The organism is candidate division KSB1 bacterium (assembly GCA_024655945.1).
Taxonomy (GTDB): domain Bacteria; phylum Zhuqueibacterota; class Zhuqueibacteria; order JANLFK01; family Oleimicrobiaceae; genus Oleimicrobium.
The window spans coordinates 1-19,030 of record JANLFK010000016.1; the positions used below are offsets into that span (position 1 = coordinate 1).

Sequence of the window (19,030 nt, forward strand, 5' to 3'; positions counted from 1 at the left end):
AACCATGCCACCGCCCGGGGACAGAATGACGCGAAGCTCTCCCTGATCACCTCACCTAGGTGGGAAGGTTTTGCCTGGTCCCTACAACTGAATGAAATTTTTCTCTTGACTTTTGGCGCGCTCGTATGTATATTAAAAAAGATTTGCCCCGGCGCCGCGCTCGGGCTTTGAGGGTGCATTAGCATGGTGTTCGGTCCAAGTGCGCATGGCAGTCGGAGTGGGGCATTGCCACGGCAACTGCAGCATAAGGCCGAGCCGTCAGGGGAGCAAGCAAAGAGGGAAGGAGGTGCACGCGGGCTAAAGCCACGACGTTCATCCACTGAGAAGCTTACCATCAACCTTACAAGGGAGTGTCGCACATGAGGAGGAGACTCGCCTTAGTTGGTATGATGCTGGCGGCGTGCGGTCTGGTCTTCGCCGGTACGACCGGCAAGATCGCGGGAGTGGTGACCGACGCCGAGACCGGCCAACCACTCCCAGGGGTGAACGTGGTTATCGAGGGCACGACAATGGGCGCCGCCACCGCCCTCGATGGTCACTACGTAATCCTCAACGTCCCACCTGGCGTCTACACCCTGCGCGCATCCATGATCGGCTACACCACTGTGACTGTCACCGACGTGCGGGTCAAGATCGACCTGACCACCACCGAGGATTTCAAGCTTTCGCCGGAGACCCTCATGGGCCAGGAAGTGGTGGTGGTGGCTGAACGTCCGGTGGTCCAGGTGGACGTGGCTGCCTCGCAAAAGAATGTCACTGCCAGCGAAATTACTGCTCTGCCAGTGGCCAAGGTGACCGATGCCATAGGTCTGCAGGCCGGCGTCACCTCTGGGCTGGGCATTCGTGGCAGCGGCGCCGACCAGGCCATCTTCATGGTCGACGGCGTGGTGCTGCGGGATGAACGCGACAACCGCCCAATTACTGGCGTGCCACTCAGTGCCGTGCGGGAGGTTTCGGTGCAAGTAGGTGGGTTTAGCGCCGAGTACACCAACGTCCGCTCCGGCGTGGTCAACGTGGTGACGCGGGAGGGCGACCCGAAAGGGTACAGCGGCACGGTCACATTCAAGATCAGGCCCCCCGGACCCAAACACTTTGGTATCTCCCCTTATGACCGCAATTCCTACTGGCTTCGTCCCTACCTGGACGATGCGGTCTGCTGGACGGGCACAAAGAACGGCGCCTGGGATGCCTACACCCAGCGGCAGTATCCAGAGTTTGACGGCTGGAACAAGATCTCGGTGCTCACCCTGCAGGACGACGACCCCAGCAATGACCTCACCCCCCAGGGGGCCCAACAAGTCTTCCTCTGGGAGCACCGCAAGCAGGGCGATATCAAAGATCCCGACTATCTGTTTGACGCCGGCTTCGGTGGCCCGGTGCCCTTGGTCGGCAAGTACTTGGGCAACCTTCGCTTCTTTGCCTCCGGCCGCCGCGAGGAGGAGCAGTACCTGATTGAGCTGTCTCGCAAATCCATCTTGGATCAAAGCTTCATGTTGCGGATGTCGTCGGACATAACGCCCAGCATGAAGCTTTCGTTTATCGGGCTCTACGGCGAGACGTACGCGGTCTCATCCAGCTTTTCGGGCGGTACTTCCTACTTCGAGACGGCCGAAGGAATCGCCGGGGAGATGACTACGGGCAGCTTCACCGTTCCCACGCGCTATTACACCAACATCTACTGGTCGCCGACCTCGCGCTTCTACCACACCGCCACGCTCAAGTTCACCCACGTGCTGAGCCCCAGCACCTTCTACGAGGTGCAATTGAAGCGGCAGGGCAAGAAGTACTACACGCGGCCGGGACGCTATCGGGACACATCGAAGCTGTACGAGGTGTTCCCCGGCTACTACTTGGATGAGCGGCCGTTTGGGTTCTCCGAGGAGCCGATCTTCGGCATCGACGGCGTGTTCATCATGGGTGGGCCGGTGAGCGTATCGCGGGACTACAGCCGCCTGGCAACCTACACGGCGCGCGCCGACCTCGTCAGCCAGGTGGATCGCCGCAATCAGGTCAAAGTCGGCACCGAGTTTGTCTACGACCAGTTCAAGATGTCCTTCGGCCAGTTCAACGCCTACCTGCCTGAGGGGAACACCTGGACGCGCGTCAACCAGAACCCCTTCCGCGGCACCTTCTACGTGACTGACAAGATTGAGTTCGAGGGCTTTATCTCCAACCTTGGTCTGGTGCTGGACTACAGCAACCCGAACGGCAACTGGTTTGATGTGGATGCCTACGACCGTGGCTTCTTCTCCCAGGCTTACCGGGAGGAGCGGGAGGCGCACTACAAGACCAAGAAAGCCGAGACGCGCTGGACGTTAAGCCCGCGCTTGGCCATTTCCCACCCGATTACGGCAAGCTCCAAGCTCTACTTCAACTATGGCCACTATCGGCAGATGCCGACCTCCGAGCGATTGTATCGGGTGCAGCGCTCGGCCATCAACGCCGTCGACTACTTCGGCGACCCCACTATCCCGTTGGCGAGGACGGTCTCCTACGAGCTGGGCTATGACCACGCCTTGGGCAGAGACTACCTCCTGCACCTGTCGGCTTACTACAAGGACATCACCGACGAGGAGTACTGGGTCCGCTATCTGAGTTTCGATGGCAAGGTCAACTACTACAAGCTGACCAACAATGCCTACGAGGACATCCGCGGCTTTGAGGTTGACCTCACTAAGCTGTGGGGGAGGTGGTTGACCGGGGACATCAACTACGAGTACCGGGTAGAGACCTCCGGGCAGTTCGGCCGGGGGTACATGTACGAGAACCCTGCCGACCAGCGCGAGTACGAGCGAAGGAACCCCGAGCAGTACAAGCCACGGCCACGGCCGCGCTTCAAGGCGTACGTGGACCTGCACACGCCTACCGACTATGGCCCGGCGCTCTTGGGGCAGAAGCTGTTGGGCGAGTGGCACCTCAACCTGGTCGGCCGCTGGACTGCCGGCAGCTGGTTTACCTGGAACCCGAACAACGTGCCCGGCGTCACCTACAACGTGCGGTGGAAGGATTACTACAACCTGGATTTGAAGCTCTCCAAGCTCTTCCCCATTGGCAGGTTTGATGTAAAGCTCTTCGTGGATATTTACAACGTGTTCAACATCAAGCGCTTCTCCGGTGTCTCGCACGTCGACGTGTTCGACTACAACTACTACATGCAGTCTCTCCACCTGCCGAAGGACATCGGCGATCCCCTGGGTTATTCGTACATCCCGGGCAATGACCGGCCGGGCGATTATCGCAAAGACGGGGTCGCGTTCCAGCCGATGGAAGCTGTGTCGGACATGAAAGACATCAGGAAGCTCGACCCGCATGTCATCTACTACGATCTGAGCAGGAAGAACTACTTCGAGTGCATCGGTGGGCAATGGGTGATGGTGCCTGAGCCGAAAATCAAGAAGTTGCTCGATGACAAGGCCTACATCGACATGCCGAACCAGGCGCACTTTACCTTCCTCAACCCGCGCAGCGTCTTCTTCGGCATCACCATTGACTTCAGGCTGTAGCGAGAGGAACCCGGACGATTGACTAAGCGGAAGGGCAGACCATGAGACGAATCGCACACTGGCTCGGGGTGGCGTTGCTGGTGCTCGTGCTGGTACCGGGCCCAGCGCGCGCCGACGAGACAAAGTGGATGGCGGTCGGCATGCTGCACGACTGGTTCTCCAGTGCTGGCTGCGAGATCGAAGTGGGCCGGCGCCACCTGGTCCCCGACCAGCAGGATGGCCTGCGCTGGCCTGCGCAGTTCCGCTACCAGGACTGCAAGGCAGCCAAGGCTCTGTGGATCGGGGCGACCAACTACCCGGATCCATTGGTGGGGGTGACGTTCAACTACAAAGTCGTCCACTGCGGCCCGCGGGTGCTCAACGAAGAGAGCGAGTTCATGCCCGTCACCTTCAAGATGTACGGGAAATTCGAGCGGCCCTTGGTCCTGGTGGACGGCATTCCCGGGGGAGCGATCGACTATCTCGATTTTGTCGATGAAGTAGACCCGAACCTGGTTGCCGATCGGGTGCTCTACAACGAGGTGAACACCGGCATCGGTATCACCGAGAAGCGCACCATCTACGCCTTCAGCCAGCAGCACCACAACAACTACTTCATCTACGACTATGTGTTCAAGAATACCGGCATTGTGGACACCAAGGGCACCAAGCACGATCTGACGCTGGAGGGCGTGGTGTTCTTTTTCCAGTACCGGTACGCGCCATGCCGCGAGGTAGGGCCGTACGGCTACTACTGGATGCCCCAATCCTCCTCCTGGGGGCACAACGCCATGAACGACAGCATGATGGTCTATGACCCCCAGACGGGCGAAGGCTATCTGTCGCTGTACACGTGGCACGGCATCCACTCCAAGGCGGGGTTCGACAACATTGGCGCGCCCGATATTCGGCCAAATGGGGACGGCCGTCTTGGGGCCGCCCAACATGTGGGCATCGTGGTGCTCCATGCGGACAAGTCGGCCACCGCCAAGTCGCATGACCCGGCGCAGCCCACCACCACGCAGTTCCTCGGCTCGGACGTGCCTATCACCTCTGGCAACGACGCATTCAACCCTGGTAAGATGGCCGAAGAGTACGCGGCGATGACCGCCGGTCACCCGGCGAAGATGCATGCCGACGCGGTAATGGAATCCGGCCAGGCTGCCGATATCTGGGGGTCGACGCCGGGTGGCTTCTCCCACTGCGCGGGATTCGGCCCCTACACCATGGCGCCCGGCGACAGCATCCACATCGTCATCGCCGAGGGCGTGGCAGGACTGAGCCGAGATAAGTGCATAGAGGTGGGGGCAAAATGGTTGGCTGGGGGCAGCGGCCCCTTCCCGCTCCCGGACGGCTCCACAACCAGCAATCGCGATGAGTACAAGGACAAGTGGGTGTTTACCGGTCGGGACTCTTTGTTTAAGACCTTCCAGCGGGCGATCATGACCTACAAGCTGAACTACAACATCCCGCACCCACCGCCGCCGCCAAAGATCTTCGAGGTGACCGGTGGCGGCGACCGTGTGATTCTGAAATGGTCCAACGAGCCGGAGTCGTGGCCGGGCTTCGCGGGGTATCGGCTGTACAGGACCATCCATGTGCCGGACACCACGTATCAGCTCATCTTTGCCTGCGGCCCGGGGACCGACCATCCGCAGATCGTGAATGAGTACAACGATGTTGGCGCCGTGCGTGGTTTCGACTACTACTACTACATCACCAGCGTGGATGACGGCTCGCGCAACGTGACCCCTGCCAACCCGCCTGGGCCGCTGGAGAGCAGCATGTTCTACACGGGCACCAACGAGCCAGTGCGCTTGAAGCGGCAGGCGGGCAAGAGCCTGGCGGACATTCGCGTGGTGCCCAATCCGTACAACATTCGCGCGCGCGACTTGCAATACGGCTACGGTGCGCCAGACCGCATTATGTTCCTGGACATTCCCCCGGTGTGCACCATCAAGATTTTCACAGAGCGGGGCGACCTGATCGAGACCATCGAACACACCGATGGCAGCGGCGATGCGGCATGGAACTCCATCACTTCGTCCCGGCAGGTTGTGGTTAGTGGCGTCTACATCGCCTACTTCGAGACACCTGACGGCCAGAGCACCTACAGGAAGTTTATCATCATTCGTTAGCAGGCCGGTGGGCGAAAGAACAGGTCACCACAAGTCAAGGGAGACGTCGATAATGGAAAAACGCATGGTCAGTCTGTTGACGGTGCTGCTCGTCGTGGCGCTGAGCGCAGTGACGAGCACTGCGGCTAACAAGAAGTTGGCCCAGACAGGATTTCAGTTCTTGAGCGTGCCCACCGAGGCACGGGCGGCGGCTATGGGCGAGGCCTTTACCACCGTTGCCGGCTACTCGGCCTCCATGCTGTACAACCCGGCCAACATGGCGCGCGTTAACTCCCTGGTGGATATCTCCATCAGCCAGAACAAGTGGATCGCGGACATCAACCACATGTCCGGCACGATCGCGCTCAACCCCTGGCGGGGTGAATATGGCGTGCTGGGCTTCAGCCTGCTGGCAGTAGACTATGGTGAGTTCTTGGGCACCATGGTCGACCCCACCACCGAGAAGGGCTATATCGACACGGAGACCTTCACCCCTTCGGCCTTGGCGGTGGGCGTGGCCTATGCGCGCTCGCTGACTGACCGCTTCTCTGTAGGTGGGCATGTGCGCTACTGCTACCAGAAGTTGGGCAGCAGCACAGTGCCGGTCGGCGATGTCTCGGCAGGGGTCACCGAGAAGGTGGACAACTTCAAGGACGTGCTGGCGTTCGACTTTGGCACACTGTATCGCACTGGGTTCCGCACCTTGGCTTTCGGCATGAGCGTGCGCAACTTCTCGCAAGAGATCAAATTCCAGAAAGAAGGCTTCCAGTTGCCTCTCACTTTCAGGATCGGGGTATCCATGGAGGTGTTGGAGCTTTTCCTGGGCAAGAATGACATGCATAGCCTCCTCGTCTCGGTTGACGCAAGTCACCCCCGCGACTACCCCGAGCAGCTGAGCGTGGGTGCCGAGTACACCTTCATGGGGTTGCTGGCGCTGCGAGGAGGCTACACCACTGGCTACCGCCACACCGAGGAGGAGAAAGGGAAGTACGGCGACCCAGATCGCGGGCTCAGTCTTGGTTTCGGCGTGCAAAAGGAATTTGGCAACCACTTGATCGCCCTCGACTACGCCTACATCCCCTTCGGTGTGTTCGATGCGGTGCAGCTGATGTCGTTCCGCTTGGCGTACTAAGCCGAGTCGGTGAGAAATGCCGGACGTGCCGAAACTCAGGAGACGCACCATGGATGCGAGATACTCCAGGCTCTTTGCAGTGCTGGCGATGGGAGTGGTGACGGTGCTGCTCGTGGGGTGCGAGGCGGAATACCCGGAGAGCCTCTACAACCCCAACTTCCAGGGCAGGCCGACGCCGGTCATCACCAGCATCATCCCCCCCGATAGCGCCTTGGCAGGCATCGGGCAGATCATCATCAAGGGGGAGAATTTCTCTCCGGTGATGGAGGAGAATTTCGTCTACTTTGGCAAGACGCAGGCAGAGCTGGTCTCGGCGAGTGCCACGGAGTTGCGGGTCAAGACGCCGAACGTGACCGGCGACTCGCTCAACGTCAAGGTGGCGGTGCATGGCGCCCTCCTTTTTAGCAACGTGGTTAAGTACAAGCTGCTGACCGCCATCTGGGATTGGGGTGCCTTCTTAGCCGCCGATGACCCCTGGGGCATCACCTGCGATGCCGACGAGAACCTGTATGTCGACCTCACTACGAGGAACATCGACAGGGTGACCAGCGACAACCTCCGCTCGACCTATGGCACGGTGCCATTTGTCAAGGGCACCGGTATGAAGATGGGGCCAGGCGGCTATCTGTACGTGGCACGGACGACCACGGCTCTCTATCGCATCCCCCCGGGCGGTGGCGCTGCGGTAAAGTGGGTAGACGCGCCGGGCAAGGTCTACGACTTTGACTTTGCCCCCTCCAAGTCGATGTATGCCGGCGGCGATGGCGACTTCTTGTACCTCATCAAGCCGGACGGCACCGGCAGCAAGGTGGCCAACTACCGCAAGGTGTACATGCGGGCCGTGCGCGTGTTCGACGGATATGTGTACGTGGGCGGCAGGGATTCCACAGGCCAGCAGCACATCTGGCGCAACCAGATCCTCGCCGACGACCAGGTCGGCCCGACGGAAGTTTACTTTGCCTGGAGCGCGAAGGTCGATCCCACTTCGCAGGTCTATGCCTTGACCTTTGCCCAGGACGGCGACATGTACGTGGGCACCGACCATGCTGCCGGCATCATGATTGTCCATCGCGATGGCTCCTTCGAGCCACTGTACGAGGGCCTGCTTAAGCCGTACGTCTATTCGCTGGCTTGGGGGACGAGTTCTTACCTCTACGCCAATCAACGGAACGACACCGACCCAGCCAAAAAGAGGATGTTGAAGATCAACGTACTGAAGCAGAGCGCCCCGTACTACGGGCGTGAGTAGACGGTGTGTGGCTGCAGGGTCGGTGAGGCTTCTTGCCCCAGCGCAACGGACCAGCCGAGGTGATGCCTGAGGCGGACCTTCGCGCTTCCGGACGAGGGACCGCCCATGCGCCTGGGGGAAGCGCAGAAGGGGGGAGCTGGCGCGGCGCTGGGGTCAACAGCTTAAGTGAGACAAGGTCAAAGCAAGGAGAACGTGCTTGTGAAAACGCGAGCCCTTCTGTTGCTCGTGGCCGTTGGCATGGGTGCCGGCCTTGCGTACGGAGGCACGACTGGCAAGATCGCCGGACGTGTGGTTGATGCGGAAAGCGGTGCCCCACTTCCTGGAGTAAATGTCATTTTGGCGGGCACGCGCATTGGTGCGGCCACCGATGCCAATGGCTACTACGTAATCTTGAACGTGCCACCCGGCACCTATTCGCTGCAGGCCTCGATGATAGGCTACGCCAAGGTCACGATGACCAACGTGGTCGTCAACGTGGACCTCACCACGACCGTGGACTTTAAGCTCAAGGTGGAAGTGCTGACCATGGAGCAGGTGGTGGTGGAGGCAGAGCGCCCCATCGTGCCCAAAGACGTTTCCGCCAGCCAGGTGAACGTCGAGTCGCGTGTGATCGCCAGCCTGCCTGTCCAGGAACTGGCCCAGGTGGTCGGGTTACAGGCGGGCATTCGTGGCCTGGTCATTCGCGGGGGCGCCGCGCGCCAGGCTGCCGTGCTCATGGACGGCCTGTCGCTCAACGACGAGCGCTCCAACACGCCGTACACCACCGTGCCCTTGTCGGCGGTCAAGGAGGTGCAGATTCAGACCGGCGGGTTCAACGCAGAATACGGCAATTTGCGTTCGGGCATCATCAACGTCATCACCAGGGAAGCGGACCGGCGACGGTACAGCGGCACGATCTCGGCCCTCTACCGTCCTGCGGGGCCGAAGCACTTTGGCCCTTCGATCTATGACCCGAACACCTACTTCACTCGACCCTACCTCGATCCGGCGGTCTGCTGGACCGGCACGGCCAGCGGAGGGTGGGACAGCTACACGCAGCGCCAATACCCGTCGTTCCCCGGGTGGATTGCCGTGGCCGACGCTACCCTGCAGGACAGCGACCCCACTAATGACTTGACCCCAGAGGGAGCACAGCGGCTGTGGAAGTGGCAACATCGTCGCCAGGGCGATATCACCAAGCCCGACTATGTGGTCGATTTCTCCTTCGGCGGGCCGGTGCCCCTGGTGAGCGACGTGGCCGGTGGCTTGCGCTTCTTCCTCTCCCACCAGCGGCTGCGCGAGATGTTCATCTTCCCCTTGTCCCGCGACTCCTATGGGGAGAACGTCAGCCAGCTCAAGCTGATCTCCGACATCAGCCCGTCCATGAAGCTGGTGGTCACGGGAATGTACGGCGAAGTGCATTCGGTCTCGCCCTACGACTGGACTACCACGCCCACGGGCGACGTGCTGCGCGGCACCTATTCGGTGGGCGACCTGGTCAATAGCAGCAGCGGCAACGCCATCCTCTACACGCCCGGCTACTACAGCCCGGCCTCCATCTACCGCAACATGGTGGGCCTCAAGTTCACGCATGTGCTCACCCCGCGCACCTTCTACGAAGTGAGCCTGCAGAACAACATCAACCGCTACAATACCTTCCAGATGACGTTGCGTGACACCACCAAGCGCTATGAGCCGGTGCCCGGCATCTGGGTGGATGAGGCGCCATGGGGCTACTGGGGCTATGGCGTGACCGGCATTGGCGATGCCATGATCATCGGCGGGTGGATGAACCTGGGGCGTGACAAGAGCGTCATCCAGACCTCGTCGCTGCGCTTCGACCTCACCAGCCAGGTGGACAATCGCAACCAGGTGAAAGCAGGCTTCCAGGTGGTGTACAACGACTTGAACATCAAGTCGTACACCGAGAACCCCGGCATGAGCACCTGGAACCGGACGCAGACCTACCATCGCTTCCCGTACCGCGTGGGTGCCTACGTTCAGGACAAGTTAGAGTTCCAGGGCTTCATCGCCAACGTGGGGCTGCGGCTCGACTACGCCAACCCCAACGGCATCCGCTACGTACTGGACCCGTACGACAAGCTCTACCGTGAGGGGTATGGCAAGACCATCGAGAAGGCGGCGCCGGTCACCGACGCCAAGGCGCACCTCTACCTGAGCCCACGCCTGGGCGTGTCCCACCCGATTACCGAGAATTCCAAGCTGTACTTCAACTATGGACACTTCCTGCAAGAGGCGGCTTCCACCTACCGCTTCCGGCTGCAGCGGGAGGCCAATGGCCTGGTGACCTCCATCGGCAACCCGGACCTGGAAGAGGAGCGTACCGTTGCCTATGAGCTGGGCTACTCGCAGAACCTCTTCGACATGTTCCTGCTCAACATTGCGGCCTACTATCGCGACATCACTAACCAGCCGGGATGGGTCTACTACCAGAACGTCACCGGTGCGGTGAAGTACAACATTACCGAGAACAACAACTACCAGGACGTGCGTGGCTTCGAGATCACCCTCACCAAACGCGTCGGCGGTTGGGTGAGCGGCTTTGTCAACTACACGTATGAGGTCATTACCAGCGGTTACTTCGGGCTTTTGCGCTACTATCAAGATCCGAACATGCAGCGCGACTACCTGCGCCAGAACCCGTATCAAGAGCGTCCGCACCCACGACCGTACGCGCGGGCGAACATCGACTTCTTGACCCCGCCGCAATTCGGGCCCGAGGTCCTGGGCCTGCATCCTTTGGGCCTGTGGAATCTGAACGTCTTAGCCAGCTGGCGTGCCGGTGCTTACGAGACCTACAACCCGCACAACATCCCAGGCCTGGTGGACAACGTCCAGTGGAAGGACTACTACAACCTGGACCTGCGCCTTGCCAAGACGTTCCAGTTCGGCCGCTACGATGTGCAGTTCTACGTGGATGTGACCAACGCCCTGAACATCAAGCGGCTGAGCTACGCAGGGTTTGCCAACTATTACGACTATCTGGACTATTTAGAGTCGCTCCACTTCCCGTGGGAGACAGGTGCCGAACATGGCAACGACCGGATCGGCGAGTACCGTAAAGAAGGGGTGAAGTACGAGCCTTATGACCCGACCGATCCCACCAAGACCAAGGAGGACTTGGACAGGATTCTGAAGACCAAGGCCTACATCGACATGCCGAATTTGACGTACTTCACCTTCCTGGATCCCCGTGATGTGAAGTTCGGCATCAAGGTGAACTTCTGAGTCTGGGAAGCCAGGACGAAAGCTATGGAGAACCCGAAGCATAGGGAAGGTCACATGACAAGAAGAACAGGAAGCGCTGCACTCCGCGTAGGTGCCGCCCTATTGCTCCTCGCGCTACTGGTTGCTCAGAGTAGCGGGCAGGTAGCCGGAACGGAGAAACGTTATGTTCGGGTCGGTTCGCTGCAGAGCCTCTTTTCTGCCTACGGCTCAGAGCGCGCCTGGAACAACTCCTACTACGAGGGCATGATCTGGCCCGCTGACTACCGGCAGCAGGACAATGCCGTGATCCAGCGGCAGTGGATCGCCTGCGAAGATTTCACCGATGCAAAAGGGTACCATTGGAGCAAGTATGGCATCTACTTCGCCGCCAGTTATGTGGATATCTCCCTCTTCCCCATGGTGCTCAAGCAGACGGCCAAGTTCGAAGCGCCAATCGTCTATGTGGACGGCATCAACATTACTGCGCCATACATGGGCGACGTGGATGAGATCGACCCCAATCAGATCCCGGACCGCATCGTCACCAATGTGGTGAACACGAGCATGGGTCTTACCATGACTCGACGTATCTTCGCTTTTAGCCAGCAGTACCACGACAACTACTTTATCCGGGAGTACACGTTCACCAACACCGGCGATGTCGACTATGACGACGAGATAGAGCTGCAGGCGCCGCTGAAAGGGGTGCGCATCAGCTGGGGCGTGCGCTACAGCGTCTGCCGGGAAGGAGCCTACAAGATTGGTGACGGGCAAGATTGGGGCAAGCACACTTGGGTCACCAAGCGCGGTGAGGACTACCCGGCGCACTTTCAGGAGCGCATCACCGAGCAGAATCCGATTGTGCAGTGGATTCGCTGCGGCTTTGCCTGGGCCGGACAGACGACCAAGAACGCGTTCGACAACATCGGCGGGCCGGACATCCGCACCAATGGCCGCCTGTGCGCGCCCCAGCATGCAGGCATCGCCGTGCTGCACGTGGACAAGAGCGCAAAGGACAAGAGCGACGACCCCTATCAGCCAACGGTGCTGGGCTGGCACGCCGGCGACACCTATCCCAGCGTCGGTAATCTCCAACCCACCGACGAAGGGAATATGATTCTGCTGTACGACATGTTGAGCGGCAAACCGTACACCGGGCTGGGCGGCAACGAACGCTTCGACGAGAAGTACATGGCCACGAACCCCGACCCGGTCACGGTGCACAACGACGGGGGTGGCACCAACATCTGGATCTGCTACGGCCCATTTGACTTGGAGCCTGGCGAGAGCGTCACCATCGTCGAGGCAGAAGGAGTGAGTGGGCTGAACAGGCAGATGTGCGAGCTCATTGGCAAGCGGTGGAAACAGGCCTACGACAATCCCAGCGACAAAGGGCCTTTCACTCTGCCAAACGGCACTACCACGGACGACAAGGACGTCTACAAGAATGCTTGGGTCTACACCGGCAAGGACTCGATCCTGCTGACCTTCGGCCGGGCCAAGCGCAACTATGACTTGGGCTACCAGATTCCGCAACCTCCGTTGCCGCCGCCGGTGTTTGAGGTGCGCTCAGGCGGCGACCGCATCATGCTCTCCTGGGCGCCGAGCCCGTCAGAGGGCGAGCCAGGTTTCGTTGGCTACAAGATTTTCCGCGCCGTGGGCAAGCCGGATACGGTGTATCAAGAGATTGCCTCAGTGCCCAAGGGAAAGACCAGCTTCGATGACCTGACCGCGGCGCGCGGCTTCTCGTACTACTACTACCTGGTCGCCTACAACGATGGCAGTAACAATACTACCGGCGAGGCTAATCCCCCCGGGCCTCTATACAGCAGCCGTTTCTACACCAAGACCACCGAGCCAGCCTACCTGCGCAGGGCAGCCGGCACTTCTCTGGACCAGATCCGGGTGGTGCCGAACCCGTACAACATCGCCGCGCGCGACCTGCAGTACACTGGCGAGCCGGATAAGCTGATGTTCTTGGACATTCCCCCGCAGTGCACCATCAAGATTTTCACGGAGCGGGGTGACCTCATCCAGACCATCGAGCACACCGACGGCAGTGGCGACGAAGAGTGGAGCTCGGTGACCTCGTCGCGGCAGGTGGTGGTGAGCGGCGTCTACATCGCTCTGTTCGAGACGCCAGACGGACAGAGGGCATTCCGCAAGTTTGTGATCATTCGCTAAGGAGACTGGAAAATGAGGCGACTGGCCTACACCTTCGTGGTGTTTGCGGTCCTTGTGGCAGCGGGGCTCAACTGCGAGAAGGAAAAGCCCATCGGCCTGTACGACCCGTCGGCTTCCTACAACCCGGACCCGGTCATCACCTCCATTGAGCCTGCCGACAGCGCCTTGGCCGGGCTGGTGACGATAACCATCAATGGCCAGAATTTTTCGGCGACCGCGCAGTACAACTTGGTCTACTTCGGGAAGACGCGCGTGCCGGTGGTGGAGGCCTCTGCCGAGCGACTGCGTGTCAAGAGTCCCAACGTGGTAGCCGAGACAATCCCGGTCAAGGTGGCAGTGATAGGGGCGCTGTCCTTCAGCAACGTGGTCAACTACAAGCTGGTGCGGGGTGTCTTCAATTGGGGCGGCTATGGCGAGTTCGATGAGCCGTACGTCGTGGAGTGTGACCGCGATGAGAACGTCTATGTCACTCTGGGCAGCAGGAATGTGGAGAAGATCTCCCCTTCAGGCGAGAAGCAGGTGTACGGCACCGTGCCGTTCTCGCTGCCCAGCGGCATAAAGTTTGGGCCAGGGGGCTACCTCTACGTGGGCAGGAGGTCGACCAGCTTCTATCGCATCCCGCCCGGTGGCGGCGCGGCAGTGAAGTGGATTACCGCGCCCGGCCGCATCGACGACTTTGATTTCGCCGCCGACGGCACGATGTACGCTGGCGGCAAGGGCGACTTTCTCTACAACATCAAACAGGACGGGAGCGCCGCGGCGGTGGCCGACTACCCGAACACCTACATTCGCGCGGTGCGTGTGTTTGCGAACCATGTCTATGTCGGCGGCAGGGACGATGCCACCGGCCGCCACTACGTGTGGTGCAATAGAATTCAGCCGGACGGTACCCTCGCCCCAAAGGAGGTCTATTTCGACTGGGGCGCAAAGATCGACACAACCTCCGAGGTGCAGTCCATCACCTTCGCGGCGGATGGGGACCTGTACATCGGCACCAATGCCCCGCAGGCCGTGGTGGTGGTCCACCCCGATGGCTCGTTTGAACCGCTCTACCCCGGAGTGCTGGAACCGGCCAGCAACTATCTGGCCTGGGGCAACAGCAACTTTCTCTACATCTGTCGGCGCAGTGACGATCCCAAGAAGAAGGCGGTGCTGAAGGTAAATATGCTCAAGCAAGGCGCGCCCTACTACGGGCGCACGTGAGATTTTCCGGCGGGGAGGAAGAAATCGCTTGACTTTTTCCCGCAACTTGGGTACATTTTAAAGGTGCTTTAGGCGCCAGAGGGGCGAAGCACGGTGTGCAGAAGGTGACGGCTTGCACGAAGAGGGGGTGGGGACAAGAAAGCATGGGCAACTGAAAGGAGGTGGTGCGACGGCCAGTGACTGCCCGCATGCCGGGCAGGTGGGGAGCATAGGAGCGTCGGTTGTTGGCAGTAAACGTGGAGGACACGAGCGATGAAGAAGGTACTGTTGACAGTAGCGGCTATGGCTCTCATGGCCTCACTGGCTGCGGCCCAGTGGGTGTTTGACGGTGACTTTGCTCACAAGGCTCAGCCGCACGGCATTGTCATCACTCCCGACGGCACAGTGTGGATCGGTTGCTATGCTTACACCGACACTTTGGTCCTGCCGACCGGAACCCTGAGGCCCATAAAGCCCATCTGGATCTTCGACAAGCAGGGCAATGTGGTCGACCAGGTAATCTTCGTCACCACCGCTGGCAACCCGGACACGTTGGTCAACGGGTGCCGTGGCATGGCACTGGACCACAACGGCAACGTGCTGTACAGCGCATACGATGACGTCTGGCGGATCAACTACCAGACCAAGGAGACGATGAACTACGCCTCCCCGAAGCCAGGCGCCTCGTTGACGGAAGCCGCCGAGGATGCTAACGGGTACATCTACATCACCACCGTGTTGAGCGGAAACCCGGGCTACATTTACGACAGCGATTTTGAGCTCTACAGCTACTTCGCCGACACGGTCAAGACTATCCAGCGGAGTGTGCTGACCAGTGAGGACGGCAAGGACGTCTACGTGGGCGCTATCTACGCGGCACCGTACCAGGGCGTTCGCCACTACTATAGCCCGGATGGCCCGGATGGCACATACACCCTCGTCGACACCCTTGGCACCATCTACAGCGACGCGACCGTGGTGCGAGCCATGTGGGCGCAGTGCCTCGACTGGGACCCCTGGGGCATGATGTGGGTCGGCACCTACTGGGACAATGCTGCCACCGACTTCAAGAGCTGGTACCAGCTGGATCCCAACGCGGGCTTCGCGGTAGTAGACAGCCTGTGCGAACCTGCTGGCAATCCGAGCAGCGACCCCAACCCGCCGGTGGGCGGCAAGATTTTCTCGCCGCGTGGCGTTGCCTTCTACGAGGAGGGCGGTGTGTGGTACGCGCTGGCCAACGACTTTGACGGTAACGTTACCAAGCGCTTCAAGAACCCCAACCCCTACACCGGCATTGTCGAGGTGCACAACGGCAGCGTGGTCCGGGACTATGGCCTGATGCAGAACTACCCGAACCCCTTCAACCCGGTGACGACCATACCCTTCACATTGGCCAAGGCCGGTTTTGTCGAGCTCAAGGTCTACGACATGAACGGGCGTGAGATCAAGACCTTGCTCAGCCAGAAGATGAACGAAGGCGAGCACAAGGTCACCTTCGACGCCTCTGGCCTGCCCACTGGCCACTACTTCTACCGGCTGGTGGTGGACGGCAAGATCATGACCAAGTCGATGACCTTGGTGAAGTAGACCGAGTTCACCGTTGGACGCCGGAGAGGCCGTTGGGTGCTGCCAACGGCCTCTCCTTTTGCCCAACGGGCAATGGCCAAATTTACGCTTGATTTTCCCAGCCGCATTGTAGAAATGTGCATGAGGAAAGCGGACGGCATCGAGAATGTGGGTAGGCAAGTGGCAGTGCCATCGGTTGTGGGCCGCGCTGCTATCCCTGCTGCTTGGGACAGCCGCATGGCGTCCGGCCTCAGGCGGTGGCACGGTGTACCTGGTGTTGGGGTCGGATACGGCCATTTGGGATGGGATGGACGTTGCCCGTTACGACTGCCTGTATCGGCTTGACCTGTACACTGACCCGACGCGCAATGCCTACAGGGTCATGGACCCTGCCTATCGCCAGCGCTTTGTGGACTCTTACGGCCAGCCTTTGAAGATGACTTGGTGGATGATGGCCGGCAACATCTTCCGCTATGCGCGCAACACCGACGTGCCCTTGCCGAACATCATGACCATGTACCTGATGAAGAAGTACCACGGCGACAATGTGGTCGCCAACGGCGATGAGCTTTCTCTCCACTATCACACCTTCTTCTGGAGCGACTATGACGGCGATGGCCGCTGGTGGTGGAACCAGGCGCATACGTTCCAGGAATGCCGGGACGACTTTGACGTGACTCTCGCCCAGCTGCTGCTCGAAGAACAAGTCTTTCCGGTCTCCTTCCGCAGTGGCTGGCACTACATGGACAACGACTGGCAGCGCTATCTCAACCAGCTCCTACCCTTCAGCATGCACAACGATTATCCCACGCGTGGCATCGACACCACCGAACCATTGGACAACATGATTGACTGGTCGCAGGCGCCGAGCCAATGGGTGCCGTACCATCCATCTGAGGACAACTACCAGCTTCCAGGCCACGGTGCAGGGTGGAATGTCCGTTCGGCGCACTTTTCGACCACCCTGGCTCGCGGCTATATGGAAGAGATATTCGCCGAGGCGCAGCGCGGCGTCGACCAGGTGGCCTGCATCTGGGGACATTTGCCGGAGACTGACTTTCTGGAGAACATCGCCAGGATCGACAGTGCCGCCCATGCCGCAGCCGCGCGCTATCCAGGCGTCACCTTCCGCTACTGCACGGCGGTGGAGGCCATGCAGCGCTGGTTGCGCACCAACGATGTTAGGCCCCCTACCCTGACGGTGGACATCGTCGGTAGCGGGAGTGACGCGCGCCTGCGCATCCAGAGCGATGAGCCCCTCTTCCAGCCGCAGGCCGTGGTGGCGTTCAAGGATGTCTACGAAGAATATGACCTGTTGCCCAGTCGTGTCCTGGCGGCCAATGTCTGGGAGGTGACCTTGCCGGCGCAGAGGCTTGCCAAGGTGGGGCTGGCCGTCTGCGACACCGTCGGCAACCAGACGCTGTTCGTCCACCGCTTTCTACCTGATGACCGCTTTTGCGATGATGAAAGCGGCCACCTCACGCCGGTGGCAGGGCAATGGAGCAGCATGGCGCAGGCGGCGTCGGGCCGCACTGCACAAAGGGCGACTATCGCCGCTGGTGACAGCGCCGTGGTGCGCTGGTATCCGCAGTTGGCTGAGGAGGGAGTCTACAACGTCTTTGTGCAGGTGCCGGCGGTGAGCAACCCCGCACCCGAGACGGCGTTCAGGCTCTTTGACCGTGGGGCCTACGTGGGCGGGACTGTGTTCAACGAGCCCCTGCGCGCTGGCGAGTGGCATTATCTGGCCACGGCACCGCTTTCCTCAGGACCTGAGACGTTTCTGGAAATGGTCGTACGCGGCGGGCAGACAGGGGGGACAGCGGTGGCCGACGTGGTCAAGTTCTCGGCGCTGGTGCGCGACCGTGACTTGCAGGTGCAACCGCCGGTGGTGGACCTGGGGGAGGTGAGCCGTCGCGACACTGTCCGCTTCTCCCTGCAGCTGCAAAATAGGGGGGTAGAGGAGCTCACCGTCACCGGCTATGAGTCGGCCGGCGGCGAGCTGTCGTGCCCGGCCACCTTCCCGCTGCGCATCCCTGCCATGGGCCGCGTGAGCTTACCTGTGCATGCTTTTTGGAGGCAGTCAGGAGCAAGGATCGATTCGCTCACCCTGTTCAGCGACGACCCCCGCAAAGCGCGGCTCAGTGTTGCGGTGACGGCGCGCGTGCAGAACTACTTCTTGGTCGTGGACAATGAGGATCAGGGACATTATGCCGAATTCGGCGAGTGGCACTACAGCGTGGCCCAGGCCTATGGGCCGACCAGTCGCTATGCGCCGCTGAACCAGACTCCACGTGCTTATGCCACCTTTACCGGCATTCTCGAGCTTGCCGGTGTCTACGAACTGTTCGAAATCGTGCCCACCACGGTGAATTCCACCAACAACGCTTTGTACGTGGTCAGCCTGGCGGGCATACCCTTGGACTCGGTGATCATCAACCAGAATCTGGGCAGCGGCTCCTGGGTGCGCATCGGGCGCTACCACTTCCCCGCCGGCGTGGACGTGAGCGTGCGGGTTATCGACACCGGGAAGAACACCGATCCCCAGGGCGTAGTCCTGCGCGCGGACGCCATCAAGTTTGCGTTGCTCAAGGAGGTAACCTTCGCCGAGCAGCCCTTGCCAGGGAGTGTTCCGTACCGCTTTCGCTTAGGGCAGAGTTACCCAAATCCTTGCAATGCCCGGGCGACCATTGCTTATGAGCTCGACCGTGAGGGGCGGGTGGAGCTGCGCGTCTACAACGCCGCCGGGCAGCAGGTGGCGGTGCTCGTAGAAGGCACACTGCCTGCAGGGCGTCATGAGGTGCATTGGGCGGTGGAGGATGTACCTTCCGGCGTCTATTTCTACCGCCTCAAGACCGAGCGCCAGGCCTTGATCGGCAAGCTCGCCGTGGTGCGCTGAAGGTCCTGTGGTCCC

At 60.4% G+C, this 19,030-nt stretch carries 9 protein-coding genes; all 9 read left to right on the forward strand.

The window, feature by feature from the left end; translation table 11 throughout:
* Positions 1–359 precede the first annotated feature (359 nt).
* The 9 genes from NUW13_14940 to NUW13_14980 all read left to right on the forward strand — a co-directional run bounded on the left by NUW13_14940 (position 360) and on the right by NUW13_14980 (position 19,015).
* Positions 360–3,503, forward strand: a complete 3,144-nt coding sequence (locus tag NUW13_14940; GenBank protein MCR4440317.1) for a TonB-dependent receptor — start codon at positions 360–362, stop codon at positions 3,501–3,503.
* A gap of 41 nt (positions 3,504–3,544) precedes the next feature.
* Positions 3,545–5,620: a fibronectin gene (locus NUW13_14945; GenBank protein MCR4440318.1), complete on the forward strand. Its 2,076-nt coding sequence runs from the start codon at positions 3,545–3,547 to the stop codon at positions 5,618–5,620.
* A 52-nt stretch (positions 5,621–5,672) separates the two neighbouring features.
* Positions 5,673–6,731, forward strand: coding sequence for a PorV/PorQ family protein (locus tag NUW13_14950; protein ID MCR4440319.1), 1,059 nt, complete (start codon positions 5,673–5,675; stop codon positions 6,729–6,731).
* A gap of 49 nt (positions 6,732–6,780) precedes the next feature.
* Positions 6,781–7,980 (forward strand): IPT/TIG domain-containing protein, encoded by a 1,200-nt coding sequence (locus NUW13_14955; GenBank protein ID MCR4440320.1) that lies wholly within the window; start codon positions 6,781–6,783, stop codon positions 7,978–7,980.
* A 198-nt stretch (positions 7,981–8,178) separates the two neighbouring features.
* A complete protein-coding gene (locus NUW13_14960) occupies positions 8,179–11,208 on the forward strand; it encodes a TonB-dependent receptor (protein ID MCR4440321.1) in 3,030 nt (1,009 codons plus the stop codon).
* 54 nt (positions 11,209–11,262) lie between these two features.
* Positions 11,263–13,371 carry a fibronectin gene (locus tag NUW13_14965; GenBank protein ID MCR4440322.1) on the forward strand — a complete coding sequence of 703 codons (2,109 nt, stop codon included), beginning with the start codon at positions 11,263–11,265 and terminating at the stop codon, positions 13,369–13,371.
* Positions 13,372–13,383: 12 nt separating this feature from the next.
* A complete protein-coding gene (locus NUW13_14970) occupies positions 13,384–14,574 on the forward strand; it encodes an IPT/TIG domain-containing protein (protein MCR4440323.1) in 1,191 nt (396 codons plus the stop codon).
* Positions 14,575–14,826: 252 nt separating this feature from the next.
* Positions 14,827–16,140, forward strand: coding sequence for a T9SS type A sorting domain-containing protein (locus NUW13_14975; protein ID MCR4440324.1), 1,314 nt, complete (start codon positions 14,827–14,829; stop codon positions 16,138–16,140).
* Between the two features lie 145 nt (positions 16,141–16,285).
* Positions 16,286–19,015, forward strand: coding sequence for a T9SS type A sorting domain-containing protein (locus NUW13_14980; GenBank protein ID MCR4440325.1), 2,730 nt, complete (start codon positions 16,286–16,288; stop codon positions 19,013–19,015).
* Positions 19,016–19,030 lie beyond the last annotated feature (15 nt).